The 26136-nt window shown below is 76.7% G+C and carries 32 protein-coding genes; 10 read left to right on the plus strand and 22 right to left on the minus strand.

What is annotated here, in order from left to right:
* Positions 1-10: 10 nt before the first annotated feature.
* The 11 genes from RTG05_RS16070 to RTG05_RS16120 form a co-directional block, all read right to left on the minus strand.
* On the minus strand, positions 11-202 hold the full coding sequence (locus tag RTG05_RS16070) for a hypothetical protein (protein WP_166525950.1): 192 nt from the start codon (positions 200-202) through the stop codon (positions 11-13).
* A 148-nt stretch (positions 203-350) separates the two neighbouring features.
* Positions 351-611 carry an acylphosphatase gene (locus RTG05_RS16075; RefSeq protein ID WP_166525951.1) on the minus strand — a complete coding sequence of 87 codons (261 nt, stop codon included), beginning with the start codon at positions 609-611 and terminating at the stop codon, positions 351-353.
* Entirely contained in the window at positions 608-1501 is an 894-nt protein-coding gene (gene mutM, locus RTG05_RS16080; protein WP_166525952.1) for a bifunctional DNA-formamidopyrimidine glycosylase/DNA-(apurinic or apyrimidinic site) lyase, read from the minus strand. The genes RTG05_RS16075 and mutM overlap by 4 nt, the downstream gene beginning before the upstream one ends.
* A gap of 4 nt (positions 1502-1505) precedes the next feature.
* A complete protein-coding gene (gene rnc / locus RTG05_RS16085; RefSeq protein WP_166525953.1) occupies positions 1506-2318 on the minus strand; it encodes a ribonuclease III in 813 nt (270 codons plus the stop codon).
* 17 nt (positions 2319-2335) lie between these two features.
* Positions 2336-2515, minus strand: a complete 180-nt coding sequence (gene rpmF, locus RTG05_RS16090) for a 50S ribosomal protein L32 (protein WP_166525954.1) — start codon at positions 2513-2515, stop codon at positions 2336-2338.
* A gap of 1 nt (position 2516) precedes the next feature.
* Entirely contained in the window at positions 2517-3062 is a 546-nt protein-coding gene (locus RTG05_RS16095; protein WP_315911953.1) for a YceD family protein, read from the minus strand.
* Positions 3063-3260: 198 nt separating this feature from the next.
* Positions 3261-3953 (minus strand): hypothetical protein, encoded by a 693-nt coding sequence (locus tag RTG05_RS16100; protein ID WP_166525956.1) that lies wholly within the window; start codon positions 3951-3953, stop codon positions 3261-3263.
* The gene (coaD, locus tag RTG05_RS16105) at positions 3950-4432 is read right to left on the minus strand and encodes a pantetheine-phosphate adenylyltransferase (RefSeq protein WP_166525957.1); all 483 of its coding nucleotides are present in this window, start codon (positions 4430-4432) and stop codon (positions 3950-3952) included. The genes RTG05_RS16100 and coaD overlap by 4 nt, the downstream gene beginning before the upstream one ends.
* Positions 4429-4983, minus strand: a complete 555-nt coding sequence (gene rsmD / locus RTG05_RS16110) for a 16S rRNA (guanine(966)-N(2))-methyltransferase RsmD (RefSeq protein WP_166525958.1) — start codon at positions 4981-4983, stop codon at positions 4429-4431. The genes coaD and rsmD overlap by 4 nt, the downstream gene beginning before the upstream one ends.
* A gap of 13 nt (positions 4984-4996) precedes the next feature.
* Complete coding sequence (recG, locus tag RTG05_RS16115; RefSeq protein WP_315911954.1) at positions 4997-7180, minus strand: ATP-dependent DNA helicase RecG; 2184 nt, start codon at positions 7178-7180, stop codon at positions 4997-4999.
* Entirely contained in the window at positions 7180-8808 is a 1629-nt protein-coding gene (locus RTG05_RS16120; RefSeq protein WP_166525959.1) for a DAK2 domain-containing protein, read from the minus strand. The genes recG and RTG05_RS16120 overlap by 1 nt, the downstream gene beginning before the upstream one ends.
* 164 nt (positions 8809-8972) lie before the next feature.
* Here RTG05_RS16120 and rpmB point away from each other — a divergent pair, with 164 nt between their 5' ends.
* The 3 genes from rpmB (at position 8973) to RTG05_RS16135 (ending at position 10239) form a co-directional block, all read left to right on the plus strand.
* Positions 8973-9164: a 50S ribosomal protein L28 gene (gene rpmB / locus RTG05_RS16125; protein WP_089304095.1), complete on the plus strand. Its 192-nt coding sequence runs from the start codon at positions 8973-8975 to the stop codon at positions 9162-9164.
* 196 nt (positions 9165-9360) lie between these two features.
* Positions 9361-9591 carry a hypothetical protein gene (locus tag RTG05_RS16130; RefSeq protein ID WP_166525960.1) on the plus strand — a complete coding sequence of 77 codons (231 nt, stop codon included), beginning with the start codon at positions 9361-9363 and terminating at the stop codon, positions 9589-9591.
* Between the two features lie 93 nt (positions 9592-9684).
* The gene (locus RTG05_RS16135; RefSeq protein ID WP_166525961.1) at positions 9685-10239 is read left to right on the plus strand and encodes an endonuclease domain-containing protein; all 555 of its coding nucleotides are present in this window, start codon (positions 9685-9687) and stop codon (positions 10237-10239) included.
* A 94-nt stretch (positions 10240-10333) separates the two neighbouring features.
* Here RTG05_RS16135 and RTG05_RS16140 read toward each other — a convergent pair whose 3' ends face one another.
* The 3 genes from RTG05_RS16140 to RTG05_RS16150 are packed head-to-tail and all read right to left on the minus strand — an operon-like array spanning position 10334 to position 12478.
* Positions 10334-10960, minus strand: coding sequence for a cytidylate kinase-like family protein (locus tag RTG05_RS16140; protein WP_166525962.1), 627 nt, complete (start codon positions 10958-10960; stop codon positions 10334-10336).
* Positions 10957-11460, minus strand: coding sequence for a GNAT family N-acetyltransferase (locus RTG05_RS16145; protein WP_166525963.1), 504 nt, complete (start codon positions 11458-11460; stop codon positions 10957-10959). Before RTG05_RS16145 ends, RTG05_RS16140 begins: the two co-directional genes overlap by 4 nt.
* Positions 11444-12478: a thiamine-phosphate kinase gene (locus RTG05_RS16150; RefSeq protein ID WP_208104614.1), complete on the minus strand. Its 1035-nt coding sequence runs from the start codon at positions 12476-12478 to the stop codon at positions 11444-11446. Before RTG05_RS16150 ends, RTG05_RS16145 begins: the two co-directional genes overlap by 17 nt.
* A 92-nt stretch (positions 12479-12570) precedes the next feature.
* On the opposite strand from RTG05_RS16150, the gene RTG05_RS16155 reads away from it, so the two are divergent.
* Positions 12571-12804 (plus strand): Lrp/AsnC ligand binding domain-containing protein, encoded by a 234-nt coding sequence (locus RTG05_RS16155; RefSeq protein WP_166525964.1) that lies wholly within the window; start codon positions 12571-12573, stop codon positions 12802-12804.
* 74 nt (positions 12805-12878) lie between these two features.
* Positions 12879-13430 (plus strand): DUF3515 domain-containing protein, encoded by a 552-nt coding sequence (locus RTG05_RS16160; RefSeq protein WP_315911955.1) that lies wholly within the window; start codon positions 12879-12881, stop codon positions 13428-13430.
* On the opposite strand, the gene RTG05_RS16165 is transcribed toward RTG05_RS16160, so the two are convergent.
* Complete coding sequence (locus RTG05_RS16165; protein WP_166525965.1) at positions 13427-14059, minus strand: hypothetical protein; 633 nt, start codon at positions 14057-14059, stop codon at positions 13427-13429. The genes RTG05_RS16160 and RTG05_RS16165 overlap by 4 nt on opposite strands.
* Positions 14056-15207, minus strand: a complete 1152-nt coding sequence (locus RTG05_RS16170; protein WP_166525966.1) for a D-alanine--D-alanine ligase family protein — start codon at positions 15205-15207, stop codon at positions 14056-14058. Before RTG05_RS16170 ends, RTG05_RS16165 begins: the two co-directional genes overlap by 4 nt.
* A 116-nt stretch (positions 15208-15323) precedes the next feature.
* Between RTG05_RS16170 and RTG05_RS16175 the strand changes: the two genes are divergently transcribed.
* Positions 15324-16094 carry a CDP-alcohol phosphatidyltransferase family protein gene (locus RTG05_RS16175; protein ID WP_166525967.1) on the plus strand — a complete coding sequence of 257 codons (771 nt, stop codon included), beginning with the start codon at positions 15324-15326 and terminating at the stop codon, positions 16092-16094.
* A gap of 13 nt (positions 16095-16107) precedes the next feature.
* On the opposite strand, the gene RTG05_RS16180 is transcribed toward RTG05_RS16175, so the two are convergent.
* From RTG05_RS16180 to RTG05_RS16190, 3 genes are read right to left on the minus strand one after another with little or no spacing between them, the layout of a single operon-like run.
* Positions 16108-17271 (minus strand): cystathionine gamma-lyase, encoded by a 1164-nt coding sequence (locus tag RTG05_RS16180; RefSeq protein WP_315911956.1) that lies wholly within the window; start codon positions 17269-17271, stop codon positions 16108-16110.
* Positions 17268-18263 carry an NAD(P)H-dependent glycerol-3-phosphate dehydrogenase gene (locus RTG05_RS16185; RefSeq protein WP_166525968.1) on the minus strand — a complete coding sequence of 332 codons (996 nt, stop codon included), beginning with the start codon at positions 18261-18263 and terminating at the stop codon, positions 17268-17270. The genes RTG05_RS16180 and RTG05_RS16185 overlap by 4 nt, the downstream gene beginning before the upstream one ends.
* Entirely contained in the window at positions 18260-19075 is an 816-nt protein-coding gene (locus RTG05_RS16190; protein WP_166525969.1) for a lysophospholipid acyltransferase family protein, read from the minus strand. The genes RTG05_RS16185 and RTG05_RS16190 overlap by 4 nt, the downstream gene beginning before the upstream one ends.
* A gap of 136 nt (positions 19076-19211) precedes the next feature.
* On the opposite strand from RTG05_RS16190, the gene cofC reads away from it, so the two are divergent.
* The 3 genes from cofC to RTG05_RS16205 are packed head-to-tail and all read left to right on the plus strand — an operon-like array spanning position 19212 to position 22884.
* Positions 19212-19853: a 2-phospho-L-lactate guanylyltransferase gene (cofC, locus tag RTG05_RS16195; RefSeq protein WP_166525970.1), complete on the plus strand. Its 642-nt coding sequence runs from the start codon at positions 19212-19214 to the stop codon at positions 19851-19853.
* 48 nt (positions 19854-19901) lie between these two features.
* On the plus strand, positions 19902-21950 hold the full coding sequence (locus tag RTG05_RS16200; RefSeq protein ID WP_166525971.1) for an RNA degradosome polyphosphate kinase: 2049 nt from the start codon (positions 19902-19904) through the stop codon (positions 21948-21950).
* Entirely contained in the window at positions 21940-22884 is a 945-nt protein-coding gene (locus RTG05_RS16205) for an NUDIX hydrolase (protein ID WP_166525972.1), read from the plus strand. Before RTG05_RS16200 ends, RTG05_RS16205 begins: the two co-directional genes overlap by 11 nt.
* A 66-nt stretch (positions 22885-22950) precedes the next feature.
* Here RTG05_RS16205 and leuD read toward each other — a convergent pair whose 3' ends face one another.
* Together leuD and leuC are read right to left on the minus strand one after the other, a co-directional pair.
* On the minus strand, positions 22951-23550 hold the full coding sequence (gene leuD, locus RTG05_RS16210; protein WP_166525973.1) for a 3-isopropylmalate dehydratase small subunit: 600 nt from the start codon (positions 23548-23550) through the stop codon (positions 22951-22953).
* Between the two features lie 4 nt (positions 23551-23554).
* Positions 23555-24976: a 3-isopropylmalate dehydratase large subunit gene (gene leuC / locus RTG05_RS16215; RefSeq protein ID WP_166525974.1), complete on the minus strand. Its 1422-nt coding sequence runs from the start codon at positions 24974-24976 to the stop codon at positions 23555-23557.
* Positions 24977-25059: 83 nt separating this feature from the next.
* Between leuC and RTG05_RS16220 the strand changes: the two genes are divergently transcribed.
* Entirely contained in the window at positions 25060-25764 is a 705-nt protein-coding gene (locus RTG05_RS16220) for an IclR family transcriptional regulator (RefSeq protein WP_315911957.1), read from the plus strand.
* 50 nt (positions 25765-25814) lie between these two features.
* Here RTG05_RS16220 and RTG05_RS16225 read toward each other — a convergent pair whose 3' ends face one another.
* Complete coding sequence (locus tag RTG05_RS16225) at positions 25815-26111, minus strand: hypothetical protein (protein ID WP_166525975.1); 297 nt, start codon at positions 26109-26111, stop codon at positions 25815-25817.
* Between the last annotated feature and the right edge of the window lie 25 nt (positions 26112-26136).

Raw genomic sequence — 26136 nt, forward strand, 5'->3', positions numbered from 1 at the left:
GGGTCCTCTTTCAGGCGAGCGCGGGCTCGGCGTTGTCGCCGGCGAGGCTGAGCAGCTCGTGGGCGATGGCGGCGTCCCGCTGGGCGCGCAGCTCCTGCAGTTCCTGCTCCAGCCGACGCACCCGGGCCCGCAGGAGGGCGTTCTCCTCGGCTACTCGGAGCTCCGCGGGGGCGACGACGTGACCGAACAGGGCCTTGGCCATGGCGACAACGGCCTTTCGACTGCGTGAGGGGGTGACCTGCGCCCCGTACGACGGTCGGCGCGGTCCTGTGTCCCCAGGGTGACAGGCCCGGACACGCAGGTCAACGGGCACACTCCAGGTCCATCGTGTCAGGCCGGTGTCGCGTTCGTCACGCCGTGGTGAACCCCGCGTCCCCCTGGACACGCTCGTCACGGACGTCGACTCCCGTCACCGCGCCGGGCGCGTCCGGCCCGTCCAGGTCGGCCAGGACGGCGGCCACCGCGGCGTCCGGCCCCTCGAGCACGACCTCGACGGGGCCCGGAAGGACCCCGCTGCCCCCCACGCCTCGCACGCTCGGCGCGGCCTCCTGCAGCGGGGCCGAACCCACGCCCTGCACGTCGCCGGAGACCAGGGCGACGACCCGCCTCACGGCCGCCGGGCCCGGGCAGGCGCCGACCGGGGCCGGGGCTGGCAGCGCGGGCAGCTGTAGCTGGAGCGGTTCATGAACGACTCGCGCACGATCGGTGTCCCGCAGCGGGGGCAGGGCCGGTCGGCCTGGCCGTAGACGGCCAGGTGGCGGGAGAAGTAGCCGCTGCGCCCGTTGACGTCGACGTAGAGGGAGTCGAAGGACGTCCCGCCCTGCGCCAGGCTCTCGGTCAGCACGTCGCGCACCCCCTCCAGCAGCTCGGCCACCTGGGCGCGGGTGAGCCGGTCGGTGGGGCGGGCGCCGTGCAGCCCGGCCCGCCACAGCGACTCGTCGGCGTAGATGTTGCCCACCCCGCCGATCAGCGTCTGGTCCAGCAGGGCGCGCTTGACCTCGGTGCGCCGGCGGCGCAGGGCCGCACTGAAGGCGTCGGTGTCGAAGGAGCCGTCCAGCGGGTCGATGGCGATGTGCGCGACCCGGGGCGGGACGTCGTCCGGGTCCGGGGCGTCCTCCACCGCCAGCCCGCCGAACGTGCGCTGGTCGACGAAGCGCAGCTCCCGGCCGCCGTCGGTGAAGGTGAACCGGGCGCGCAGGTGCACCCCGTCGGGGTGGCGGGGCTCCTCGACGAGCAGCTGGCCGCTCATCCCGAGGTGGGCGACGAGCGCCTGCCCGGCGGGCGTGCCGTCGCCCTCGGCCAGCGGCAGCCAGAGGTACTTCCCGCGCCGGCGGGCCGCGGTGAGGGTGCGGCCGGTCAGCGCGGCGACGAAGTGCTCGGTGCCCTCCAGGTGCCGGCGGACCGCGCGCGGGTGGCGCACCTCGACGGCGGCGACGGTGCGGCCGGCGACCCAGCGCTCCAGTCCGCGCCGGACCACCTCGACCTCGGGCAGCTCGGGCACGCGGTCAGCCCGCGCCGGTCACGGCCGCGACGGCCCCGCCGTCCGGGGGTGCTCCCTGCGGGGTGGTGTGCGACAGCGCGTGCCAGGCGGCCTCGGCGGCCTCCTGCTCGGCGGCCTTCTTCGTGCGGCCGGCGCCGCGGCCGTGGACGGTGCCCGCGAGGACGACGGCGGCGGTGAAGGTCTTGGCGTGGTCGGGGCCGGCGTCCTCGATGACGTAGCCCGGCGCGCCCAGGCCCAGTCGGGCGCCCAGCTCCTGCAGGCTGGTCTTCCAGTCCAGGCCGGCGCCCCGGGTGGCGGCCTGGTCCAGCAGCGGGTCGAACAGCCGGTGCACCACGGCCGCCGCGGCGTCCAGGCCGAGGCCGACGTGCACGGCGCCGATGAGCGCCTCCACGGCGTCGGCGAGGATGGAGTCCTTGTGCCGGCCGCCGGTGGTCTCCTCCCCGCGGCCCAGCAGCAGGTGCGGGCCCAGCCCGTCCTCCCCCAGCCGCCGGGCGACACCGGCCAGCGAGGTCATGTTGACCACCGAGGCCCGCAGCTTGGCCAGCCGCCCCTCGGGCAGCTCCGGGTGGCGCCGGTAGAGCTCGTCGGTGACGACCAGGCCGAGCACCGAGTCCCCGAGGAACTCCAGGCGCTCGTTGGTGGGCAGCCCGCCGTGCTCGTAGGCCCACGACCGGTGGGTCAGGGCCAACGCCAGCAGGCCGCCGGGCAGCTCGATGCCGAGGGCGTCGAGGAGCCAGGCGGCCGCGCGGTCGGCGTGGGCGGCACCGGCCGGGGAGCGGCCGGCCGACCCGTCGGCGGCGGGTGGCGTCGTCCCCACGGCTGGTGCGGCCGGCGTCAGACGGAGAGGACCTGGCGGCCGGCGTACTGACCGCAGCTCCGGCAGGCCTGGTGCGGCGGCTTGGGCTGGCCGCAGGCCTTGTTCGGGCACGGCGTCAGGGTGGGCGCGGTGGCCTTCCACTGCGAACGCCGGGCGCGGGTGTTGGAGCGGGACATCTTCCGCTTCGGGACGGCCACGTCAGTTCTCCTCTGGGTCGGCCGCGCCGGGGGTGCCCGGTGCGGCGAGTCGTGCGGCCAGCCCGGCCCAGCGCGGGTCGAGCTGCTCGTGGGTGTGGTCGGCCGGCAGGTCGTCGAGGCGCTGGCCGCAGTCGACGCACAGCCCGGCGCAGTCCTCGGTGCAGGTGGGCGCCAGCGGCAGGCTCAGCACGACGAGGTCGCGGACCATCGGCTCGAGGTCGATGTGCTCGCCCTCGACGAGGCGCACCTCGTCCTCCTCGCTGGTGGCCTCGGTGGTGCTGCCCGGGTAGGCGAACAGCTCCTGGACGTCGAGCTCCAGGGTGTCCTCGACCGGCTCCAGGCAGCGGGCGCAGGAGCCGGCGACGGGGACGTCGACCTCGCCGGAGACGAGCACCCCCTCCATCACCGACTCCAGCCGCAGCCGCAGCGCGACCGGCGCGCCCTCGGGGACGCCGATGAGCTCCACCCGCCAGTCGGCGGGCGCGGGCAGCGTGCGCTCCAGCTCGTGCATCGAGCCGGCCCGGCGGCCCAGCTCGCGCAGGTCCACGGACCAGGGGTTGGCGGCCGGACGCCGGGCGTCCGGGGACGCGGCGCCTGGACGGGGCAGCGGTGCGGCAGGCATGTCGGTACTCGCGATGGGTCTCGGGGAAGTGTCCGGCCGGGGTGCGGACCTCCGGCGGTCGGCGACCAGGTTACCCGATGGCGGCGGACCCCCTCGGGCCTCCCGCGGGGGACGGGGTGCGGCTCAGGTGTCCCGCAGGCTGGCCCGGGCCTTCTCCACCGAGCGCAGCATCCGCTCCAGCGTGCCGCCGAAGTCGGCCAGCCGGCTGTCGACGTACTCGTCGACCTCGGTGCGCATGCGCGCGACGTCCGCGGCGGTCTGCGCCCCGAGCTCGTCGGCGCGGTCGACCGCACCCCGGTAGACCTCGGTCTCGCCGACCAGCCGCTCGTGCTCGGCCTGCGCGGCCGCCAGGATCTCGGCGTGCTGGACCTGCGCGTCGGCGAGCACCGCCTCGTGGTGCCGGCGCGCCTCGTCGACGACCTGCTCGGCCTCCTCCTCGGCGCGGGCCAGCAGGTCCTCGGCCTCGGCCTGGGCGCGGGCCAGCAGGTCGTCGCGCTGCCGGCGGGCCGTGCCGAGGATCTCCTCCCGCTGCCGGCGGGCCGCGCCGACGACCTGCTCGGTCTCGCTGCGGGTGCGCCCGGTGAGCCGCTCGGCCTCGGCCTGCGCCTGCTGGAGGATCTCGGTGCGCTGCTCGACGATCGCGCCGGCCTTGTGCACCTCGGCGGGCAGGTTCTCCCGGAGGTCGTCGAGCAGGTCCAGCAGGATGTCGCGGGACACCATGCACGACCCGCCGGACATCGGCACGGCGCGGGCGTTCTCGATGACGCTGCTCAGCTCGTCGACGGTCTCGTAGAGCCGGTAGACCACCTCCGTCACGAGGTCCCCTCCCGCTGCGCGGTGAGCCGCTCGTGCACGGCCCGGGGCACCAGGGCCGAGACGTCCCCGCCGAACTGGGCGATCTGCTTGACCAGGCTGGAGGACAGGTGGCCCACCTGCGGCGCGGTGGGCACGAACAGTGTCTCCACCGCGGCCAGCTCGCGGTTCATCTGGGCCATCTGCAGCTCGTACTCGAAGTCGCTGACCGCCCGCAGCCCCTTCACGATCACCGGGACGTCGTGGTCGCGGCAGTAGTCGACCAGCAGGCCGGAGAAGCTGTCGACCCGCACGTTGGGCACCTCGGCGATCGCGTCGCGCAGCAGCGCCATGCGCTCGTCCACGGTGAACAGGCCGGCCTTGCCGGGGTTGACCAGCACGGCCACGACCAGCTCGTCGTAGAGCGCCGCGGCCCGGGTGATGACGTCGACGTGACCGTTCGTCACGGGGTCGAAGGACCCGGGGCAGACGGCACGCCTCACGGGCAGCGACCGTACCGGAGCACGGCCTCCCCGTAGCGGCGGTCGCGCAGTCCGCGCAGGGGTGTCGGCCACGCGAACGGCGCCTCGCGGCTGGGGCGTTCGACCACCACGACGGCGTCCTCGGCCAGCCACCCCCCTGCGACCAGCGCCTCCAGCACGCCGACCACCTCGGCCGGCGGCGTGGCGTAGGGCGGGTCGGCGAGGACCAGGTCGAAGCGGGCCGGTGGGGGCCCGGTGAGGACGGTGGGCACCGAACCGGACAGCACGCGCCCGCCGGGCAGTCCGACCGTATCCAGGTTGGCGCGCAGCACCGGCAGCACCCGGGGTGCGTTCTCGACGAACACCACCTGCGCCGCGCCCCGGCTGAGCGCCTCCAGCCCCAGCGCCCCGGAGCCGGCGTAGAGGTCGAGGACGGCGGCGCCCTCGAGGTCGAGCAGCGTCGACAGGGTGTTGAACACCCCCTCCCGGGCGCGGTCGCCGGTGGGCCGCACGCCCGACGGCGGGACCCTCAGCCGCCGTCCCCCGGCGACGCCGGAGATCAGCCGCGTCACCCGCGCGCCTCCCTCAGGCCTTCTCGAGGTACGTGGCGCGCTCGTCGGTGGCCAGTGCGGCCACCTCCGCGGCCAGGCCGGGGAGGTCGGCCAGGCCGCGGTCGGTGGCTAGCAGCGCGGTCGCCTCCGCGCGGGCCTCGGCGATGAGCTCCTCGTCCTCCAGCAGCGAGAGCATCCGGATGCCCGAGCGGCGGCCGGACTGGGCGGCGCCGAGGACGTCGCCCTCGCGGCGGGTCTCCAAGTCCAGCCGGGCCAGCTCGAAGCCGTCGGAGGTGGCGGCCACCGCGGCCAGCCGCTGCCCCGTCGCCGAGGAGGGGGACGCCTCGGAGACCAGCAGGCACAGCCCCCGGTGCTGCCCTCGTGCGACCCGGCCGCGCAGCTGGTGCAGCTGGCTGACGCCGAAGCGGTCGGCGTCCATGACCACCATCACGGTGGCGTTGGGCACGTCGACGCCGACCTCGACGACGGTGGTGGCGACCAGCACGTCGACCTCGCGGGCGGCGAAGGCGCGCATGGTGGCCTCCTTCACCTCCGGGGTCAGCCGGCCGTGCAGCACCTCCAGGCGCAGCCCGGCCAGCGGGCCGGCGCGCAGCTGCTCGGCGACGTCGAGGACGGCCAGCGGCGGGCGGCGGTCCGAGCCACCCTCGGCCGGCGCGCCGTCGGCGCCGTCGGGCTCCTCCTCCTCAGCACCGGCGTCCTCGCCGATCCGCGGGCACACGACGTAGGCCTGCCGACCGGCGGCGACCTCCTCGCGCAGCCGCTCCCACGCGCGGTCCAGCCAGGCCGGCCGGTCATTGACGGGGACCACCGAGCTGGCCACGCCGCCGCGCCCTCCCGGCAGCTGGCGCAGCGTGGAGGTCTCCAGGTCGCCGTACACGGTCATCGCCACCGTGCGTGGGATCGGCGTGGCGGTCATCACCAGCACGTGCGGGGGGCGGTCGCCCTTGGCGCGCAGCGCGTCGCGCTGCTCCACCCCGAAGCGGTGCTGCTCGTCGACGACCACGAACCCGAGGTCGGCGAAGTCCACGCCCTCCTGCAGCAGCGCGTGCGTGCCGACGACGATGCCGGCGCTGCCGTCGGCGACCGCGGCGCGGGCCTCCCGGCGGACCGCGGCCCGCTGCGACCCGGTGAGCAGCACCACGCGGGTGCCGGCCGGGTCGCCGTCCAGCTCGCCGGCGCGGCCGAGCGGGCCGAGCAGGGCGCCGATGCTGCGGGCGTGCTGGGCGGCGAGTACCTCGGTGGGGGCCAGCAGCGCCGCCTGCCCGCCGGCGTCGACGACCTGAGCCATGGCGCGCAGTGCGACGACCGTCTTGCCGGCGCCGACCTCCCCCTGCAGGAGCCGGTGCATCGGCTGCTCCCGGGACAGCTCGGCGGCCAGCTCCTCCCCCACCTCGCGCTGCCCGTCGGTGAGCGCGAAGGGCAGCGCGGCGTCGACGGCCGCCAGCAGCCCACCGGCCCGCCGCGGCCGGGCCACGCCGGGCTCCAGCGCGGCGGCACGGCGGCGCGCGGCGAGGGTGAGCTGCAGGGTGAGCGCCTCGTCCCACTTGAGCCGGTGCGCGGCCCGCTCGACGTCGTGGTCGGAGGTGGGCCGGTGCACGTCGAGCAGCGCGGCCGCCAGGCCGGGCAGGCCGTGGCGGGCGCGCAGCGGTTCGGGCAGCGGGTCCTCGACGAAGCCGAAGCCGCCGGCGGCGTCCAGCAGCAGCTTCACCGACCGCTGCACGACCCAGCTGGAGACCTCCTTGGTCGCCGGGTAGATCGGGATGAGCGCGCGGGCCCAGTCGGTGTCGTCGTCCCCGGTGATGAGGTGGAAGTCGGGGTGGGCGAACTGCTTGCTCCTGCGGTACTCACCGACCGTGCCGGCGAACAGCCCCCAGGCGCCGGCGCTGAGGTCCTTGTGCCGGCGGTTGAAGAAGACCAGCTGCATGGTGCCGGCGCCGTCGCCCACGGTGACCTCGGTGAGCGAGCCCGGGCGGTTGCGCATCTTCCGCGTGCTGACGGTGCGCACCTGGGCCAGCACGGTGACCCGGTCACCGACCTGTAGGTCGTCCAGGCGGGTCATCTCGCCGCGCTTCGCGTAGCGGCGGGGGTAGTGCCGCAGCAGGTCGCGCACCGTGTGCAGGTCCAGCGACTCGGCCATCGCCCTCGCCGTCCGGGCACCGAGCACCCGGTCCAGCCGGGTCGCCATGTCGACGGCCACTACTCCACCCCCACCTGCAGCGAGACCCCCTCGGGCGCGCCGTCGTAGCGGGTGACCTCGACCGTCGGGTGCCGGCCGGCCAGATGGGCCAGCACGGCGGCGGCCAGGTCGGCGTCGGGGCCGAGCACGAGGGTCACCAGCTCCCCGCCGGCGGACAGCAGGCGGTCCAACAGCTCGCAGGCGACCGCGGCCGGGGCGCCGCCGACGAGCAGCACGTCGCCGTCGGCCGAGCCGAGCACGTCACCGGGCGCGCAGCGGCCCGCGCTGGTCAGCGCCTCCTGCTCGGCGACGGTGACCTCCGCCCAGCGGGTCGCGGCGGCCGCCTCGGCCATGGTGATGACGTCGTCGCCGAAGCGCCGGGCCGGGTCGGCGACGGCGAGCGCGGCCAGGCCCTGCACCGGCGAGCGGGTGGGGACGACGGCGACCTCGCGGCCCTCCTCGCGGGCCCGCTCGGCGGCGCGGGAGGCCGGCGCGGTGAGCTCGGCGTGGTTGGGCAGCACGACGACGGCGGCGGCACCGCAGCCCAGGACCGCGGCGAGCACGTCGTCCTCGGTGACGCCGCCGGCCCCGCGGGGGACGACGGTGGCGCCCTCGCTGCCGAACAGCTCCGCCAGGCCGCCGTCCGGGACGACGGCGACGACCGCCCGCGCGCCGGGCGCCGGCGCCGGGGACCGCACCGGCGCCAGCGGGCTGACCGTGATCCGGTACGGGCGGCCGGCCTCGATGCCGGCCTCGATCGCCGCCCCGACGTCGCTGACGTGCACGTGCACGTTCCACTCGCGGCCGGTCGGGGTGTCGACGCCGACGACCACCAGGCTGTCGCCGAGCGCGGCCAGCCGACCCTGCAGCCGCGCCACGGCCGCCTCGTCGCTGCCGGCCAGCAGGTACTGCACCTCGCTGCCCGGGCCGGCGGGCGGCTGGTGCGGCAGGTCGGCGGGGTCGACCCCGTGGGAGTGCCCGGCGTGCGCCCCGCGCCCGGGCCGGCGGACCAGCGGCGGGCGGTCGGGCCCGATCCCGGTGACCGTGGCGACCAGCGCGTCGAGCACCACGCACAGCCCCGCCCCACCGGCGTCGACCACGCCGGCCTCGCGCAGGACGGCCAGCTGCCCCGGCGTCCGGTCCAGGGCGACCCGGGCGCCGTCGGCGGCGGCGCGCACCACCTCGGCGAGGGCGGTGTGCCCGCCGGCGACCGCGGCGACCGCGGCCTCGCCGCCCGCGCGGGCCACCGTGAGGAGGGTCCCCTCCTCCGGGTCGGCGACCGCCCCGTAGGCGGTGCCGGCGGCCTTCTGCAGGGCGGCGGCGAGGGTCGGCCCGTCGGCCGGGGGCTGCCCGGCGAGCTGGTCGGCCAGCCCGCGGACGAGCTGGGCGAGGATCGTGCCGGAGTTGCCGAGGGCGCCCAGCACCGCGCCGCGGGCGAGCACCGCCCACACCGGCTCGGCGTGCTCCGGGCCGGCCTGGTCGAGCGCGGCCAGCGCCGCCTCCACCGTGGCCAGCAGGTTGGTGCCGGTGTCGCCGTCGGGCACGGGGAAGACGTTGAGGTCGTCGAGGCGACCCCGTGCGGCGGACAGCGCCTCGACCGCGGCCCGGCACCACTGGCCGACCGCGGCGTCGTCCAGCGCCGGCAGCACGGCCGGAGACTACCCAGCCGGGCCGACGGTCCCGGGTGCGTGCGCGGGACGGCGGCGACCCCTCCGACGCCCCGGCCGGGGAGCGGTTAGACTCCTCGACGGTCTGTGTGCGGGCGCGTCGGCGCGCCGCCGTCCGTGAAGCGAATCTCTGGGAGTGATCCACCGTGGCTGCCGTGTGCGACGTCTGTGGCAAGGGGCCCGGTTTCGGTATGTCGGTGTCGCACTCGCACCGCCGCACGCCGCGCCGGTGGAACCCGAACATCCAGTCCGTGAAGGCGCTCGTCGCCCCGGGCAACCGCCGGCGCATCAACGCCTGCACCTCCTGCATCCGTGCGGGCAAGGTCGTGCGCGCCTGAGCGCTCGCCGAACCGGCTGGACGGAGCCCGGAGGTCCTCGGACCCCCGGGCTCCGTCGCGTCTCCGGCCGGCCGTCCCCCCGGCGAGATCGCCGATGTCGCACGGTCCTGCGGCCCCATCCGTGCGAGATCGCCGATGTCGCCGGGGCTGTGGACGACGCCAGCGGGGCCGGGTCGGCGCGGGGCGGGCTGCCGCGGTGCCCCGCCGACGCCCCGCCTCCCGGCTGACCGGTCCCGCCACCCGCACCATGGCCCGTGCGGCCGGCGTCACCGACCGCCAGCTGCAGCACCCGGGCGTGCTCCGGCTGTCCCGGGACACCTACCTGCCGCGGGCGGTGGCCGGGGAGGCGACCGCCCGCCTGGCCGCCGTGCTGCTCACCGCACCGCCCGGCGCCGTCGTCAGCCACGTGTCCGCGGCCGGACTCTAGGGCATCGAGGTCCCCCTCCAGGCCGATCGGTCGGGCCGGGTGGACCTCACGGTCCCCCTGTCGTCGCGCTCGGAGAGCCGGCGGGACCGCCGGGTGCACCGCAGCCCGCTCCCGGAGGCCGACCGCACCCGCCGGGGGACGCTGCCGGTCACCACACCGGCGCGCACCTGGCGGGACCTGGCCGGCGTCCTCACTCCCCCGGCGCTGCTCGCGGTCACCGACCAGCTGCTGGCCCGCGGGGTGGCTCGCGACCAGCTGGCCGTCCAGCTGCAGGCCCGCCCGACCGGGCGGGGGTCGGCCCGCGCCCGTGCGGTGCTGCCCGTCGCCGACCCCCGGTCCGAGTCGCCCATGGAGTCGGTGCTCCGCTGGCTCCTGCACGAGGCGGGCCTCCCGGCGCCGGACCTGCAGCACGTCGTCCGCGACGCGGCCGGGTCCCCGCTGGGGCGCGCCGACCTGGCCTGGCCGGAGCGGAGGGTCCTCGTCGAGTTCGACGGCGACCTCCACCGCGAGCGCGCTGTGTTCGTCGGCGACCTGCGCCGGCAGAACCGGCTCGTCGCCGCCGGGTGGACGGTCCTGCGCTTCAGCTCCGCCGACGTCCTGGGCCGGCCCGCGGACGTCGTGGCCGAGGTCCGCCGCGCCCTCCGCTGACGAGATCGGCGATGTCGCACGGTTCCGCGGCTGCATCCGTGCGACATCGCCGATCTCGCCGGGAGCGGCCCCGGCGAGAGCGGCCCGGGCGCGCTCAGGCGATGCCGCGGCCGCGGGCGGCCTCCACCACGAGGTCGACCACGGTCTGCAGCGGCAGCGCCGTGCTGTCGACCACCAGGTGGTAGCTGCCCGGGGCGGCCGGGTCGACCCGGTAGTTGCGGCGCACGTAGCCCACCCGCGCGGCGTCGTTGGCGCGCATCTCCCGCCGGACCTCCTCGCGCGGGCGCCCGCTGCGGGCCACCGCGGCGTCCAGCCGCCGCTCGGCCGGCCCGTCCAGGCGCACGTGCAGGGCGTCGGGCCGCTCACCGAGGACCATCGCGGCGGCCCGTCCCAGCACCACCCCGCCCGGCCCGTCGGCGATCTCGCGCACCACCCGCTCGGTCTGCAGCCGGAAGGTCCGCTCGTCGAGCTGCTCGGTCACCGGGACGACGCCGCCCATGGGGTCGGGCATGGAGCCCAGCGAGGCGACGATCCGCCACAGCCCGCGGGCGACGGTCTCGTCGTTCGCCTCCGCCTCGGCCACCGGGATGCCCAGCCGCCCGGCCACCCGGGCGGGGATGGCGCGGTCGTGGAACACCATCCCCAGCCGGGCCGCGACGGCGGGCCCGACCTCCGCGCCCCCGGCGCCGTAGGACGCCGAGACGGTGACGACGCCGCTCACCGCCCACCTCCCAGCCGACGACCGAGGTGCACCGCGTCCGGCTCGTCGGCGTAGACGCCGTACCCGGGCACCGGGGTGTAGCCGAGGCCGGCGTACAGCGCCAGCGCCTCGGGCTGCTCCGGCCCGGAGTTGAGCACCACCGAGCGGTGCCCGGCCGCCGCGGCGCTGTCCTCCAGCGCCGCCATCAGCAGCTGGGCGAGGCCCTGCCGCCGGAAGCCCGGCGCCACGTAGACCCGCTTCACCTCGGCCACGCCGGGCGCGTGCACCCGCCAGGCGCCGCACCCCGCCGGCACGCCGTCCACCTCGGCGACGAGGAACAGCCCGGCCGGCGGGTCGAACTCCGCCGCGTCGACGACGGCCTCGTCCGGCCCGCCGTAGCGGGCCACGTACTCCTGCTGCACGCGGGACACCATCTCCTGGGCGAGCGGGTCGTCGTAGGGCACGGCGCGCAGGGTCACCGGGCGACCGTCGGCCAGCCGGGGCTCAGCGGAAGTGCGCATGCCCGGTCCCCTCCGCGCCGACCGACACGGCGACGGCCTCCGCCGGCTCGCCGTCGACCCGCACCCCGGGGCTGCCGCCGCGGACCGCGCCGATCGCCGTCCAGCCCTCGGGCAGGTCGGTGCCGGCCGGGAAGGTGGCCAGCAGGGCGTGGTCCTCCCCGCCGGTGAGCACCCACGCCATCGGGTCCCCGCCCAGGGCGGCGGCCACCTGCTGCAGCGGCCCCGGCGGCTGCAGCGTGGCCCGCACCAGCGCGGCCCGGTCCAGGTCGATCCGCACGCCGCTCTCCTGCGCCAGGTGCCCGGCGTCGGCCAGCAGCCCGTCGCTCACGTCGCACATCGCGGTCGCTCCCGCGCCGGCCGCCACCGGTCCGGCCGCGTACGGCGGGGTGGGCCGCCGGTGCGCGGCCACCGCGGCCGCCGGGCTGGTGAACCCGCGCCGCAGCACCGCCAGCCCGCAGGCCGACCAGCCCAGCCGGCCGGCGAGGGCCAGCACGTCACCGGGCCGGGCGCCCGAGCGCAGCACCGGGGCCCGCCCGCCGAGGTCGCCCAGGGCGGTCACCGACAGGACGACGGCACCGCTGCCGGGCGCCGCCGACACGGTGTCCCCGCCGACCACCGCGGCCCCCAGCGGCGCGCACTCGGCGGCCAGGCCGGCGGCCACGCCCTCCAGCCACGTCGTCGGGGTGTCCGGCGGGCAGGCCAGCCCGACCAGCAGGGCGGTCGTCACCCCGCCCATCGCGGCCACGTCGGCCAGGTTGGCCGCCGCGGCCTTGTGCCCGACGTCCTCGGCCGAGGACCAGTCCCGCCGGAAGTGCCGCCCCTCGACGAGGACGTCGGTGGTGGCGACCACCCGGCCGTCGGGCGCGCGCAGGACGGCGGCGTCGTCGCCGGGGCCCACCTCGGTCACCCGGGCCACGCCGGAGCGCGCCAGCACGCGGGCGATGACGCCGAACTCCCCCACCACCCGGACGCTGTCGGCAGGGTCGGTCCGGGGGACCAGGGGACGGGGACGACTCACCGGCTCCTCCAACGTGCTGCGGTAGGTTGCGCAACTGTCCGCCCGCCGGCGCGGACGCCGCACCTGCAGCGCCGCCCGAGGAAGGGTCTCCCGTGGTCCACGCCTACATCCTCATCCAGACCGAAGTCGGCAAGGCCGCCCAGGTCGCGTCGACCATCAGCGAGATCGCGGGGGTGTCCAAGGCGGAGGACGTCACCGGCCCCTACGACGTCATCGTGCGGGCCGAGGCCGAGACCGTCGACGAGCTCGGCCGGCTGGTCGTGGCCCGCGTGCAGTCCGTCGACGGCATCACCCGGACGCTGACCTGCCCCGTCGTCAACATCTGAGCACCCTGACCGAGACCCCCGCGGCCCCCGGCGACCCGACGCCGCCACCCCGGCCGGAGGACCCGCTGCGGCGGGTGGCGCTGGTCGTCACCGCCGTCGTCCTGCCCCTGGTGGTGGTGCTGCTGGTGCTCACCCGCGTCCTGGGCGGGGACGACGCCACGGACGGCCCGGCCGGCGACGCGGTGGCCGACGTCGACGGCGCCCCGGTGCCCGGCCGCGCCGACCTGCCCCCGCTGCCGGTGCAGGTCCCGCCGGTCACCCCGGAGGCCGACGCCGCCTGCCCGGCGCTGATGGCCGAGCTGCCCCTGGAGCTGGCCGGGGAGCAGTCCCGCCCGGTGCAGTCCGACTCCCCGTTCGCCTACGCCTGGGGCGAGCCGCCGGTGGTGCTGGTGTGCGGCGTCGAGCGGCCGGCCGCGCTCGAGCCGACGTCCCCGCTGATCCAGATCAGCGGGGTCAACTGGCTGGTGGACACCACCGACCCCGAGCGGATCATGTGGACCGCCGTCGACCGGCCGGTCTACCTGCAGGTGACCGTGTCCGCCGACACCGACAGCGCCCCGGTCACCGCGCTGGGCCCGGTGATCAACGACACCCTGCCGCTGCAGCCGATCGACACCGGCGACTAGGGCAGCCGGTCCAGCTGGGCGGCGGTGACCGCGCGCGCCTCCCCGGTGGCGACCTCCACCGAACCCGCCACCGCGGTGACCGACACGCTGAACACCCCGTGCGGGCACCAGGTGAACGCCGCGGGCGAGGCCACCCGCGCGGCCGGGGCGCCGTCGGGCAGGACGAGCAGGGAGCAGCCGGCGGGCAGCTCCGCCGGGTCCCCGTGCAGCTGCCCGCCGTAGACCCGGGCGTCGTGCGCGGCGACGTCCCCGGTGAACGCCCCGGCGCCCTCGGCGGTGGCGAACCGGTGGACCGCGACGGTGGTCAGCGGGCCGGACCCGGAGCCCCAGTAGCGTTCCCAGCCGAAGCGGTAGCCGTAGTCGTCGAGCACCTCGCGCTCGCGGTCGGCGTCCTGGGCGTACCCGGCGACGTCCTGGACCGACTTCTCCCCCGCGGGCGGTGCGAGGGCGTCGTCGGGCACGCGGGGCAGGCCGGAGGGGACGGCGGTGACGACCAGCTCCTCCAGCTCGGCGGGGACGTCGGGTGTCGCCGCGGCCGGCGGGCCGGCGTCCGACGGGGCGGCGCAGCCCACCAGCAGGGCCAGCAGCAGCGCCGGCCCGCCGTGCCGGACTCCCGCCGGCGGGTTCACGCCCGGGTGCCGTCCAGCGCCGCGGCCGGGCCGGTGGCCCTCGCGTCGGCCAGGGCGACCTCGACCAGCCGGTCGACCAGCGCGGCGAAGTCCACCCCGGAGGCGGCCCACATCCGCGGGTACATCGAGATGGGGGTGAACCCGGGCATGGTGTTCACCTCGTTGACCACCAGCCGCTCGGCGCCGTCCGGGCCGGTGCCGAGGAAGAAGTCGACCCGCGCCAGGCCGCGGCAGTCCAGGGCCAGGTAGGCCCGGCGGGCCGCGTCCTGCACCGCGCGGGTCTGCTCGGCGGTCAGGTCGGCCGGGACGTCGAAGTCGGCGGCGTCGTCGAGGTACTTGGCGGCGAAGTCGTACCAGTCGGTGTCCGGGTGCAGCCGGATCTCGGCCGGCAGGCTGGCCTGCGGGGGCCCGCCGCCGGGCCCGGCCAGCACGCCGCACTCCACCTCCCGGCCCGGGACGGCGGCCTCGACGACGACCTTGGGGTCGACCGCGGCGGCGGTCGCCACGGCCTCGGGGAACTGCGCCCAGTCGGTGACCTTGGTGATCCCGATGCTCGAGCCGGCCCGCGCGGGCTTGACGAACACCGGCAGGCCGAGCCGTTCGCGGGCGGCGGCGTCGAGCACCGTGGGATCGGCCGACACCGCACCGGAGGCGTCCCGCAGCACCACGTGGTCACCCTGCGGCAGCCCGGCGGCGGCGAGCAGCTTCTTGGTGAACTCCTTGTCCATCGACGCCGCGCTGGCGAGGACCCCCGAGCCCACGTAGGGGATGCCGCTCATCTCCAGCAGCCCCTGGACGGTGCCGTCCTCGCCGTGCGTGCCGTGCAGCGCGGGGAAGACGACGTCGAGGCCGATCCGCTCCCCCGCGCCGTCCAGGCGCAGCAGGCCGGGGCCGGCCGGGTTCCCCACGAGCGTCACCGCCGTCCCGCCGCCGACCTCCGGCAGGACGCCGTCGGTGATCGCCAGGCGCTGTCCGGGGTCGGGCAGCACCCAGGCGCCGGCGCGGGTGATGCCCACCGGGACGACGTCGTAGCGGTCCCGGTCCAGCGCCGCGAGGACGGCCCCGGCCGACACGCACGAGATGGGGTGCTCCGCGCTGCGGCCGCCGAACACGACCGCCACGCGCAACCGCTCCACTGGCCCGCTCACAGCGGTCTGCCCGGCTGTCCGCTCATCGCGGCCGACCCTAGTGGAGGCGACGCGGCCGGCCCCGGCGGCGGGCACGACGGGGCCCGCGCAGCCGCGGTGTGGGAACCTCAGTCGCGATGGCCCAGAACAGTGCCGGGACGGCGTCCCCCCCGCTCGGCCTGCGGCTGGCCGGGGCCGCCGTGCACCTCTACACCGCCAGCGGCTCGGTGCTCGGGCTGCTCATCGTGCTGGCGGCCTTCGAGGGCGACGCCGTGGCCGCCCTGTGGCTGGGCCTGGTCGCGCTCGTCGTCGACGGCACCGACGGGATGCTGGCCCGGCGGCTGCGGGTCAAGGAGACGATCCCGTGGTTCGACGGCGCCCGGCTCGACGACATCGTCGACTACCTCACCTACGCCTTCGCCCCGGTCGTGCTGCTGTGGACCACCGGGTCCCTGCCCGCCGGCGGCCTCGGCTGGGTCGTCGCCGCGCTGCCGCTGCTGGCGTCGAGCTACCAGTTCTGCCGGGTCGACGCGAAGACCGAGGACCACACCTTCCTGGGGTTCCCGAGCTACTGGAACGTGGTGGCCTTCTACGCCATCGTCCTGGAGCTGGCGCCGGGCGTGGTGGCGACCGTGCTGGTCGTCTGCTCGGTGCTGGTGTTCGTGCCGGTCCGCTACCTGTACCCCTCGCGCACGCCGGTGCTGCACGGCCTGAGCCTGGGGCTGACGGCTGCGTGGCTGGTCCTCTACGGCGTCCTGCTGGTGCAGGTGCCCGACCCGCACCCGGTCGTGGTGACGCTGTCGCTGGCCTACATCGGCTACTACGTCGGGGTGAGCCTGTGGCTGACCGCCCGGGCGGCGCACCGCCGGCGCAGCGAGCCCGCCGACCTGTCGCCCACCGCGGGCTGAAGGAGGCCGGCGGCTACACCGCGTCGAGGGCGGCGGTGAGGTCGGCGACCAGGTCGGCGGTGTCCTCGATGCCGCAGGACAGCCGCACGAAGCCCTCGCCGACGGCGTCGCCGCCCCACTGGGCCCGCCGGTCGAGGGTGCTGTGCACGCCGCCGAAGCTGGTGGCCGCCGTCCACAGCCGGCTGGCGCCCAGCAGCCGGGCGACCGCCGAGGCGTCGGCCAGCTCGGCGGACACCACGCCGTTCGGGCGCAGCATCTGCCGGCAGGCCAGCTCGTGGGAGGGGTCGCCGGGCCGCCACGGCCAGCGGACGCCGGACACCGCGGGGTGCGCGGCGAGCAGGTCGGCCACGGCCGCCGCGGTCGCCGCCTGGCGGCCCAGCCGGAGGTCCAGCGTGCTCAGCGAGCGGTGCCCGAGCCAGGCCTCGAACGGGCCGGGCGTGCCGCCGGTGTGGTCGCGGTGGTCCTTGAGCCGGGCGAACAGCTCGTCGTCGGCGGTGCTCACGTGGCCCAGCAGCAGGTCGCTGTGCCCGGTGAGCGCCTTGGTGTCGGCCGCGACGGTCAGGTCGGCGCCGAGGGCCAGGGGCCGCTGGCCCAGCGGGGTTGCGGTGGTGTTGTCGACGGCGAGCACCGCACCGGCGGCGCGGGTGGCGCGGGCGACGGCGGCGACGTCGCAGACGTCGAGCAGCGGGTTGCTCGGTGTCTCGAGCATCACGAACCGCGCGCCCTCGAGGTCGCCGCGGGCGGCGACCTCACCGATCTCCGGGGTGGGCACGTACTGCACCGTCACGCCGTAGCGCTCCAGCTCGTCGCGGGCCAGCAGCCGGGTGGCGTAGTAGCCGTCCGAGGGCAGCACGACGCGGTCGCCGGCGCGGACGACGGCCAGCACCGCGGCGCCGATCGCGGCCATGCCGGTGGCGAAGGACAGGCAGCGGCCGCCGTCCAGCTCCCCGACGGCGGCCTCGTAGACGCGCAGCGTGGGCTGACCGGTGCGGGCGTAGGTGTCCGCGCCGTCGGCACCCGGCGGGCGGTCGCCCAGGTGGAAGGGCGCGGCGAACACCGGCGAGGGGCGCATCGGCGCGCCGGGCACGGCCGCCTCCTCGCCGGCGCGCACCACCCGCGTCCCGTCACCCCACACCTGCCCGCCGACGCCGGCTCGGCCTGCGGTCCCGTCGCTCACTCCGGCTTCGCCTCCCTGGACATGATCTCCTTCACCACCTGCGGGACGGGCACGCCCTCGTGGCACACCCGCACGACGGCCTCGGTCAGCGGCATGTCCACCCCGCGGGCCCGGGCCAGGTCCAGCACCGGGCGGCAGCTCTTGACGCCCTCGGCGACCTGGCGGGTGGTCCGCTGCACCTCCTCCACGGACATGCCGCGCCCCAGCCGCTCGCCGAAGGTGCGGTTGCGCGACAGCGGGGAGCTGCACGTGGCCACCAGGTCGCCGAGGCCCGCGAGCCCGGCGAAGGTGGCCGGCTCGGCACCCAGGGCCGCACCCAGCCGGGCGGTCTCGGCCAGGCCGCGGGTGATCAGCGAGGCCCGGGTGTTGTCGCCGAGACCCATGCCCTCGGTGATGCCGCAGGCCAGCGCGATGACGTTCTTCACCGCGCCGCCCAGCTCGCAGCCGACCAGGTCGGCGTTGGTGTAGGGCCGGAAGTAGGGGGTGTGGCAGGCGGCCTGCACCTGCGCGGCCCGCTCGTGGTCGGAGCAGGCCACCACGGTCGCGGCCGGCTGCTCCTCGGCGATCTCGCGGGCCAGGTTGGGGCCCGACAGCGCGGCGACCCGGTCGGGCCCCGCCCCGGTGACCTCGCAGATCACCTCGCTCATCCGCTTGGTGCTGCCCAGCTCGATGCCCTTCATCAGCGACAGCAGCACCGCGTCGTCCGGCAGCAGCGGCGCCCACTCGCCGAGGTTGGCCCGCAGCGACTGGGAGGGCACGGCGAGCACCACGATCTGGGCGCCGGCGAGGGCCTCGGCGGGGTCGGCGGTCGCCCGCAGCCGCTCGGGCAGCCGGATGCCGGGCAGGTACTCGGGGTTCTCCCGGGTCTCCCGGATCGCTCCGGCCAGCTCGGGGCGGCGGGCGTGCAGCAGCACCGAGCAGCCGGCGTCGGCCAGCACCTTGGCGAACGTGGTGCCCCACGAGCCGGCCCCGAGGACGGCGGCGCGGGTCACGCGGGGCTCCCCGGCAGGTCACCGGGCAGCACACGCCGCGGGTGGGGGGTGGTGGTGGGCGGGGCCGGCTCCCCGCGGAGCTCGGCCAGCTGGTCGCGGACGCGGGTCATCACCCGGTCGGTCACCTGGCGCAGCAGGTCACCGGTCATCGGCCGCCCCGCGCGCACGTCGGCCCGCAGGTCGGTGAGGTCCACCGGCTCCCCGACCAGGTGGTCCGCCGGGGCGCGCAGCTGCGGGTGCAGCCGCTTGGTGTGGTAGTCGTGCACCCGCTGCGGGCCCCACTGGGCCACCGGCAGGACGACGGCGTCGGTGGCCAGGGCCAGCCGCGCCACCCCGGTGCGGGCCTCCATGGGCCACCAGTCGGGGTCCCGGGTGACCGAGCCCTCGGGGTAGATGACCACGACGTTGCCGGCGGCGAGGTCGGCCTCGGCGGCCGCGAGCGAGGCCCGGGCGTCGGCCGACCCGCGGGCGACCGGGATCTGCCCGGCGGCGCGCAGGAGCCGCCCGGCCGGTCCGGCGAAGACCGCCTCCTTGGCCAGGAAGTGCGGGACCCGGCCGCACTCCCAGACCAGCCGGGCGCAGGCCAGCGGGTCCAGGACCGACACGTGGTTGGCCACGACCAGCACCGGACCGGTGCGGGGGAACCGCTCGGCGTGCCGGATCCGCATCCGGAACAGCAGCACGGTGAGCGGGTAGACCACCAGCACGCAGAAGAGCAGCGCCGGCGGCAGCGGCCGGCGGGTGCGCCACCGGGACGGCGCGGCCGGGGTGCGACCCGCTCCCCCGGCGTCCGGTGTCCCGTGCTGCGTCACCGGTCCCTCCCCTCCTGCCGGTCCCGCGCCTGCCCGGCCGGGACGTCCGAGCCCCCATGATCGGCCCTCGGCCGTCCCGGACGGCGCACCGGGGTCCGCCGGCCGGGGTGGCGCGCCGTGGACCCACACTGTCGCCGTGCGCAGGTGGTCGGTCGTCGTCCCGGCGAAGCAGCTGTCGCTGGCCAAGACCCGACTGCGGCCGCTGACCGCCGGGACGGCCGGCCGGCCCGGCGCCGCGCACGACCGGCTGGTGCTCGCGCTGCTCGGCGACACCGTCGCCGCGGCGCTGTCCTCCCCCGCCGTCGCCGGCGTCCTGGTGGTCACCGACGACCCGGCCGCGGCCGCCGAGGTGCGCGCCCTGGGCGCCCGCACGGTGCCCGACGAGCCCGACGCCGGCCTCAACCCGGCCCTGGCGCACGGCGCCCGCGCCACCGGGGCCGCCGCGGTGGCCGCGCTGTCCTCCGACCTGCCGGCCCTGCGGCCGGAGGAGCTGACCGCCGCTCTGGCCGCGGCGGAGGTGGCCGCCCGCTGCTTCGTGGCCGACGCGCAGGGCACCGGGACGACGCTGCTCACCGCGGTCGGCACTGACCTGTCCCCCGCGTTCGGGCCGGGGTCGGCGCGGCGGCACGCGGTCGGCGGCGCGGTCCGGCTGGACGGGCACTGGCCGGGTCTGGCCCGGGACGTCGACACGGCCGGTGACCTGCGCGCCGCCCTGGCGCTCGGCGTCGGGCCGCGGACCGCCGCCCTGCTCGGCGCGGCCGGGGACGCCGTCGGGTGACCTCGCGCCGGTCACCCGCCGGTCACCGGACTGCGGCACGATGAGCGGGTGGCCCCGACCCGACCCGCCGACCGCTACATCAACCGCGAGTTGTCGTGGCTGGACTTCAATGCCCGCGTGCTGGAGCTGGCGGAGGACGACTCCGTGCCGCTGCTGGAGCGGGTGAAGTTCCTGGCGATCTTCGCGGGCAACCTCGACGAGTTCTACATGGTCCGCATCGCCGGCCTCAAGCGCCGGCAGAGCACCGGGCTGACCGTCCGCTCACCCGACGGGCTGACCATCCGCGAGCAGCTCGCGCGGGTGAGCGAGCGGACCCGCGACCTGGTGCACCGGCACGCCGACGTGTTCACCAAGGACATCACCCCGCGGCTGGAGGAGGCCGGGATCCGGATCGTGCGCTGGCACGACCTGGGCGAGGCGGAGGTGCCGCGGCTGCGGGAGTACTTCCGCGACCAGGTGTTCCCGGTGCTCACGCCGCTGGCGGTCGACCCGGCGCACCCGTTCCCCTACATCAGCGGCCTGTCGCTGAACCTCGCCGTCCGGGTGCGCGACCCCGACACCGACGCCGCGCGCTTCGCCCGGCTCAAGGTGCCCAACAACGTGCCGCGGTTCGTGCCGGTGGCCGTCGACTCGACCGCGGCCTACCTGCCGCTGGAGGACCTCATCGCCGCGCACCTGCCGGCGCTGTTCCCCGGCCTGGACGTCATCGACCACCACCTGTTCCGGGTCACCCGCAACGCCGACCTGGAGGTCGAGGAGGACCGCGACGAGGACCTGCTGCAGGCCCTCGAGCGCGAGCTGGCCCGCCGCCGGTTCGGGCCGGCGGTGCGGCTGGAGGTCGCCGAGCCGATGCACCCGGAGGTCCTGCAGGTGCTGGTCTCGGAGCTGGAGGTGGACGCCTCCGACGTCGTCCACGTGCCCGGCCTGCTGGACCTCGCCGCACTCTGGGAGCTCTACGGGGTGGACCGCCCCGAGCTCAAGGACGAGCCGTTCGTGCCGGCCACCCACCCGCGCCTGTCCGAGGGCGAGACCCCGAAGAGCGTGTTCGCCACGCTGCGCGAGGGCGACGTGCTCGTCCACCACCCCTACCACTCGTTCGCGACCAGCGTGCAGCGCTTCATCGAGCAGGCCGCCGCCGACCCGGGCGTGCTGGCCATCAAGCAGACGCTGTACCGCACCTCGGGTGACTCCCCGATCGTCAACGCGCTCATCGACGCCGCGCAGGCCGGCAAGCAGGTCGTCGTCCTCGTGGAGATCAAGGCGCGCTTCGACGAGGAGGCCAACATCAGCTGGGCCCGGTCGCTGGAGCGGGCCGGGTGCCACGTCGTCTACGGCCTGGTGGGCCTGAAGACGCACTGCAAGACCGCGCTGGTGGTGCGCCGGGAGGGCGCGCTGATCCGCCGCTACTGCCACATCGGCACGGGCAACTACAACCCCAAGACCGCCCGGCTCTACGAGGACCTCGGCGTCCTCACGGCCGACCCGCGGGTGGGCGCGGACCTCACCGACCTGTTCAACACCCTGACCGGCTACTCCCGCCAGACGTCCTACCGCCGGCTGATGGTGGCCCCGCACGGGATCCGCACCGGGCTGCTGGAGAAGATCCGGCGGGAGGCCCGGAACGCCCGCGAGGGGCTGCCGGCCGGCATCCGGGTCAAGGTGAACTCCCTCGTCGACGAGGAGCTCATCGACGCCCTCTACGAGGCGGCGGCGGCCGGCGTCCCCGTGGAGCTGCTGATCCGCGGCATCTGCTCGCTGCGCCCCGGCGTCCCGGGCTTGTCGGACAACGTGCGGGTGCGCTCGATCGTGGGCCGTTTCCTGGAGCACTCGCGGGTGATCTGGTTCGCCGCCGGCGGGGACGGCGAGTGGTGGCTGGGCAGCTCGGACCTCATGCACCGCAACCTCGACCGCCGCGTCGAGGTGCTGCTCCGGGTCTGCGACGACGCCGCCGAGCGCCAGCTGCAGGAGACCTTCGACGGGGCGATGACCGAGGGCGTGCGCTGCTGGGAGCTGGGCAGCGACGGCGCCTGGACGCGCACCGGTGGGCGGGACTACCAGGCCGGGCTGATGGCCGCGGCGGTCGACCATGCCGGCTGAGCCGGGCCGCACGGTGCGCGCGGCCGGGGGCGCGCTGTGGCGCCCGGCGGCCGACGGCGGCATCGAGACGGCGGTGGTGCACCGCCCGCGCTACGACGACTGGTCGCTGCCCAAGGGCAAGCCGGAGCCGGGCGAGCACCCGCTGCAGACGGCGGTGCGCGAGGTGGAGGAGGAGACCGGGCTGCAGGTGGTGGTCGGCCGGCGCAGCGTGCGCACGCAGTACCAGGTGCCGGAGGGGCCCAAGCGGGTCGACTACTGGCTGATGCGGGTCGTCGGCGGGGGCTTCCGCGCCAACCGGGAGGTCGACGAGCTGCGCTGGCTGCCGGTCGACCGCGCCTGCGCGCTGGTCACCCACCCGCACGACCGCGCCGTGCTGGCCGACCTGGCGCGCACCGACGTCCCGCGGGAGCCCACCCTGCTGCTGGTCCGGCACGCCAGGGCCGGCAGCAGGGCGGACTGGGACGGCCCAGACGAGCTGCGGCCGCTGGAGCACCGCGGCCGGCAGCAGGCGCGGCGGCTGGCCGAGGTGCTGCCGCTGTTCGGGCCGACCGCCGTCCTCTCGGCCCGGCCCACCCGCTGCCGGGACACCGTGGCCCCGCTGGCGCAGCGGCTGGGGACGGTCGTCGGGGAGGCACCCGAGCTGGGCGAGGAGGAGTTCACCGCCGACCCGCGGGCCGGCCTGGCCACCGTCGAGCGCCTCCTGCGGCCGGTGGACGCCGGCGAGGGGCGGCCCGCGGTGACCGTCGTGTGCAGCCAGGGCGGGACCATCCCGTCGGTGCTGACCGAGCTCGGCGTGCGCTGGGACGGGGTGCCCGCGCGGGCGCACCCGCCGGCGGCCAAGGGCAGCACCTGGGTGCTGGGCGGGCGGCCGGGGGCGCTGGCCGCCGACTACCACCGGGACCTCTGGGCCGATCCCGAGGACCCCGCCCCGTGACGTGCTGGAACGGCCCCCTTCAGGGTCCCGCGACGAGCGTGCGAGTCGTGGGGGGAAGGGGGTCCTTCACCTGGCGGGCAGCACCGTGGGCAGCCAGGCCGGGCGGCGCGCCTCGAACTCCTCGATGTCGGTCAGGTGGCGCTCGGTGAGCCCGACGTCGTCGAGGCCCTCGAGCAGCCGCCAGCGGGTGTAGTCGTCCACCTCGAACGACACACTGCGCCCGCCGTGGCTGACCTGCTTCCCGCGCAGGTCGACCGTCACCGGGGTGGCCGGGTCGGCTTCCGCCGCGTCCCACAGGGCCTCGACCTCGGCCTGGGGCAGGACGACGGTCAGCAGTCCGGACTTGGTCGAGTTGTTCTTGAAGATGTCGGGGAACCGCGAGCTGACCACGACGCGGAACCCGCCGTCCAGCAGTGCCCAGCAGGCGTGCTCGCGGGAGGAGCCGGTGCCGAAGTCGGGCCCGGCCACCAGGATCGAGGCGCCGGCGTGCTGCGGCCGGTTGAGCACGAAGTCCGGCTCGTTGCGGCGCCACGCCGAGAACAGCCCGTCCTCGAACCCCGTGCGGGTGATCCGCTTCAGGTACTCCGCCGGGATGATCTGGTCGGTGTCGACGGCGCTGCGGCGCAGCGGGGCGACGGTGCCGGTGTGCGTGGTGAACGCGTCCATCGGGTCAGACTCCAGCGGGCTCGGAGGAGGCCAGGTCGGCGGGGGCGGTCAGCCGCCCGGTCAGCGCGGTGGCGGCGGCGACCGACGGGGAGACCAGGTGGGTGCGCCCGCCCTTGCCCTGCCGGCCCTGGAAGTTGCGGTTGCTGGTGGAGGCCGCCCGCTCCCCCGGCTGCAGCTGGTCGGGGTTCATGCCCAGGCACATGGAGCAGCCCGCGCCGCGCCACTCCGCACCGGCCTCGGTGAACACCCGGTCCAGCCCCTCGGCCTCGGCCTGCAGCTTCACCCCGACCGACCCGGGGACGACGAGCATCCGGGTGCCGGCGTCGATCCGCCTGCCACGCAGCAGCGCCGCGGCGGTGCGCAGGTCCTCGATGCGGCCGTTGGTGCACGAGCCGAGGAAGACGGTGTCCACCTCGATCTCGCGCAGCGGCGTGCCCGGGGTCAGCCCCATGTAGGCCAGCGCCTGCTCGACGGCCCGGCGCTCGTCCTCGTCAGCCACGGCCGCCGGGTCGGGCACCGACCCGGAGATCGGCAGGCCCTGGCCGGGGTTGGTGCCCCAGGTGACGAAGGGGGCCAGCGACGCGGCGTCCAGGACGACCTCGGTGTCGAAGACGGCGTCCTCGTCGGTGCGCAGCGTCCGCCAGTGCGCGACGGCGGCGTCCCAGTCCGCGCCCTGCGGGGCGTGCGGGCGGCCGCGGAGGAACGCGAGGGTGGTGTCGTCCGGCGCGATCAGGCCGGCGCGGGCGCCGGCCTCGATGGACATGTTGCAGATGGTCATCCGGGCCTCCATCGACAGCGCCTCGATGGCGCTGCCGCGGTACTCGATGACGTGGCCCGCGGCGCCGTTGGTGCCGATCCGGGCGATGAGGGCGAGGATGACGTCCTTGGCCGAGACGCCGTCGGGCAGCTCGCCGTCCACGGTGACCGACATCTGCTTCGCCCGGTACTGCGGCAGCGTCTGGGTGGCCAGGACGTGCTCGACCTCGCTGGTGCCGATGCCGAAGGCCAGCGCGCCGAAGGCGCCGTGGGTGGAGGTGTGGCTGTCGCCGCAGACGATGGTCGTGCCGGGCTGGGTCAGGCCCAGCTGCGGGCCGATGACGTGCACGATGCCCTGGTCGCGGTCGCCCATCGGCGCCTGGCGCAGCCCGAACTCGGCGGCGTTGCGGCGCAGCGCCTCGATCTGGGCGCGGCTCACCGGGTCGGCGATGGGGCGCAGGAGGTCCTGGGTCGGGACGTTGTGGTCCTCGGTGGTCATCGTCAGGTCGGGACGGCGGACCGTGCGACCGGAGGCGCGCAGGCCGTCGAAGGCCTGCGGGCTGGTGACCTCGTGCACCAGGTGCAGGTCGATGTAGAGCAGGTCCGGCTCGCCCGCGGCGCTGCGCACCACGTGGGCGTCGTAGACCTTCTCCGCCAGGGTCTTCGGCACGGCGGGTCCCTCCGGGTCGGCGTCGCTCGCGTCCCTCCGCGACCGGCTGGCCATCTCAGCAGGTGGGATGCAAGTATTGCTGTGTGGGACAGCCTAACCCCGTCGCCGTCTTGGACAAAGCGGTGGCGATCCTCCGCGCGGTGTCCGCCGAGCCCGCCACCCTCGCCGAGCTGGTCGAGCGGACCGGGCTGCCCCGGGCGACCGCGCACCGGCTCGCCGTCGCCCTCGAGGGGCACCGCCTGGTGCGCCGCACCCCGGCCGGCGCCTGGGCCCCCGGGCCGGCCCTGGGCGAGCTCGGCGGTGGCGGGGTCGCCGACCTCGCCGCGGTCGCCGGCCGGCACCTGGTGGCGCTGCGGGACGCCAGCGGGGAGAGCGCCCAGTTCTACGTCCGCGACGGCGCCAGCCGGGTGTGCGTGGCCGCCGCCGAGCGGGCACACGGGCTGCGCGACACCGTGCCGGTCGGGGCGCGGCTGCCGATGACCGCGGGCTCGGCGGCCCACGCGCTGCTGGCCTTCGCCCCCGCTGACGAGGTCACCCCGCTGCTACCGGCCGCCAGCTTCACCGCCCGCACACTGCTCGACGTCCGCCGTCGCGGCTGGGCGCACAGCATCGCCGAGCGCGAGCCCGGGGTGGCCTCGCTGTCCGCGCCGGTCCGCGACGCCGGGGGCGGGGTGCTGGGCGCGGTCTCCGTCTCCGGCCCGGTGGAGCGGCTGGGCCGCCGTCCGGCGCCCGAGGTGGTCGGCGCGGTGCTGGAGGCCGCCGGCGCCATCGCCCGCGCCGCCAGGTGACGCAGGGGCCCGCTGCGAGCCTGCGAGCCGTGGGGGCCGGGGTCCTCTCCTCAGGGCGCCGGCGGCCGCTCCTCGTCGCCGGTGACGTCGGCGCCGGGGTCGACGACCACCGGGCGCAGCCGCGACCACAGCGCGAACGCCGCGGCGAACAGCAGCATCCCGGCACCGGCCCACAGGTTGGCGTCCACGCCACCGGTCTTGGCCTCGGCCTCGGCGCCGTCCACCAGGCCGACGACGACGAGGACCACGCCGTAGAAGCCGATGAGCGCCGCGATCACGTTGCGGACGTCGTAGGCGCCGGCCGCGTGCCGCTCACCGGCGGGCGCCTCGCCCCCGCTGCTGCCCATCGGGCCCTCCTCCGCCGACCGGCCC

Source organism: Geodermatophilus sp. DSM 44513 (assembly GCF_032460525.1).
Taxonomy (GTDB): Bacteria; Actinomycetota; Actinomycetes; order Mycobacteriales; family Geodermatophilaceae; genus Geodermatophilus.

Coding starts and splice junctions, on each gene's coding strand:
- RTG05_RS16070 (WP_166525950.1), bottom strand. CDS start 202: ATGGCCAAGGCCCTGTTCGGTCACGTCGTCGCCCCCGCGGAGCTCCGA.
- RTG05_RS16145 (WP_166525963.1), bottom strand. CDS start 11,460: ATGCGCACTTCCGCTGAGCCCCGGCTGGCCGACGGTCGCCCGGTGACC.
- RTG05_RS16175 (WP_166525967.1), top strand. CDS start 15,324: ATGGCCCAGAACAGTGCCGGGACGGCGTCCCCCCCGCTCGGCCTGCGG.
- RTG05_RS16205 (WP_166525972.1), top strand. CDS start 21,940: ATGCCGGCTGAGCCGGGCCGCACGGTGCGCGCGGCCGGGGGCGCGCTG.
- leuD (WP_166525973.1), bottom strand. CDS start 23,550: ATGGACGCGTTCACCACGCACACCGGCACCGTCGCCCCGCTGCGCCGC.
- RTG05_RS16225 (WP_166525975.1), bottom strand. CDS start 26,111: ATGGGCAGCAGCGGGGGCGAGGCGCCCGCCGGTGAGCGGCACGCGGCC.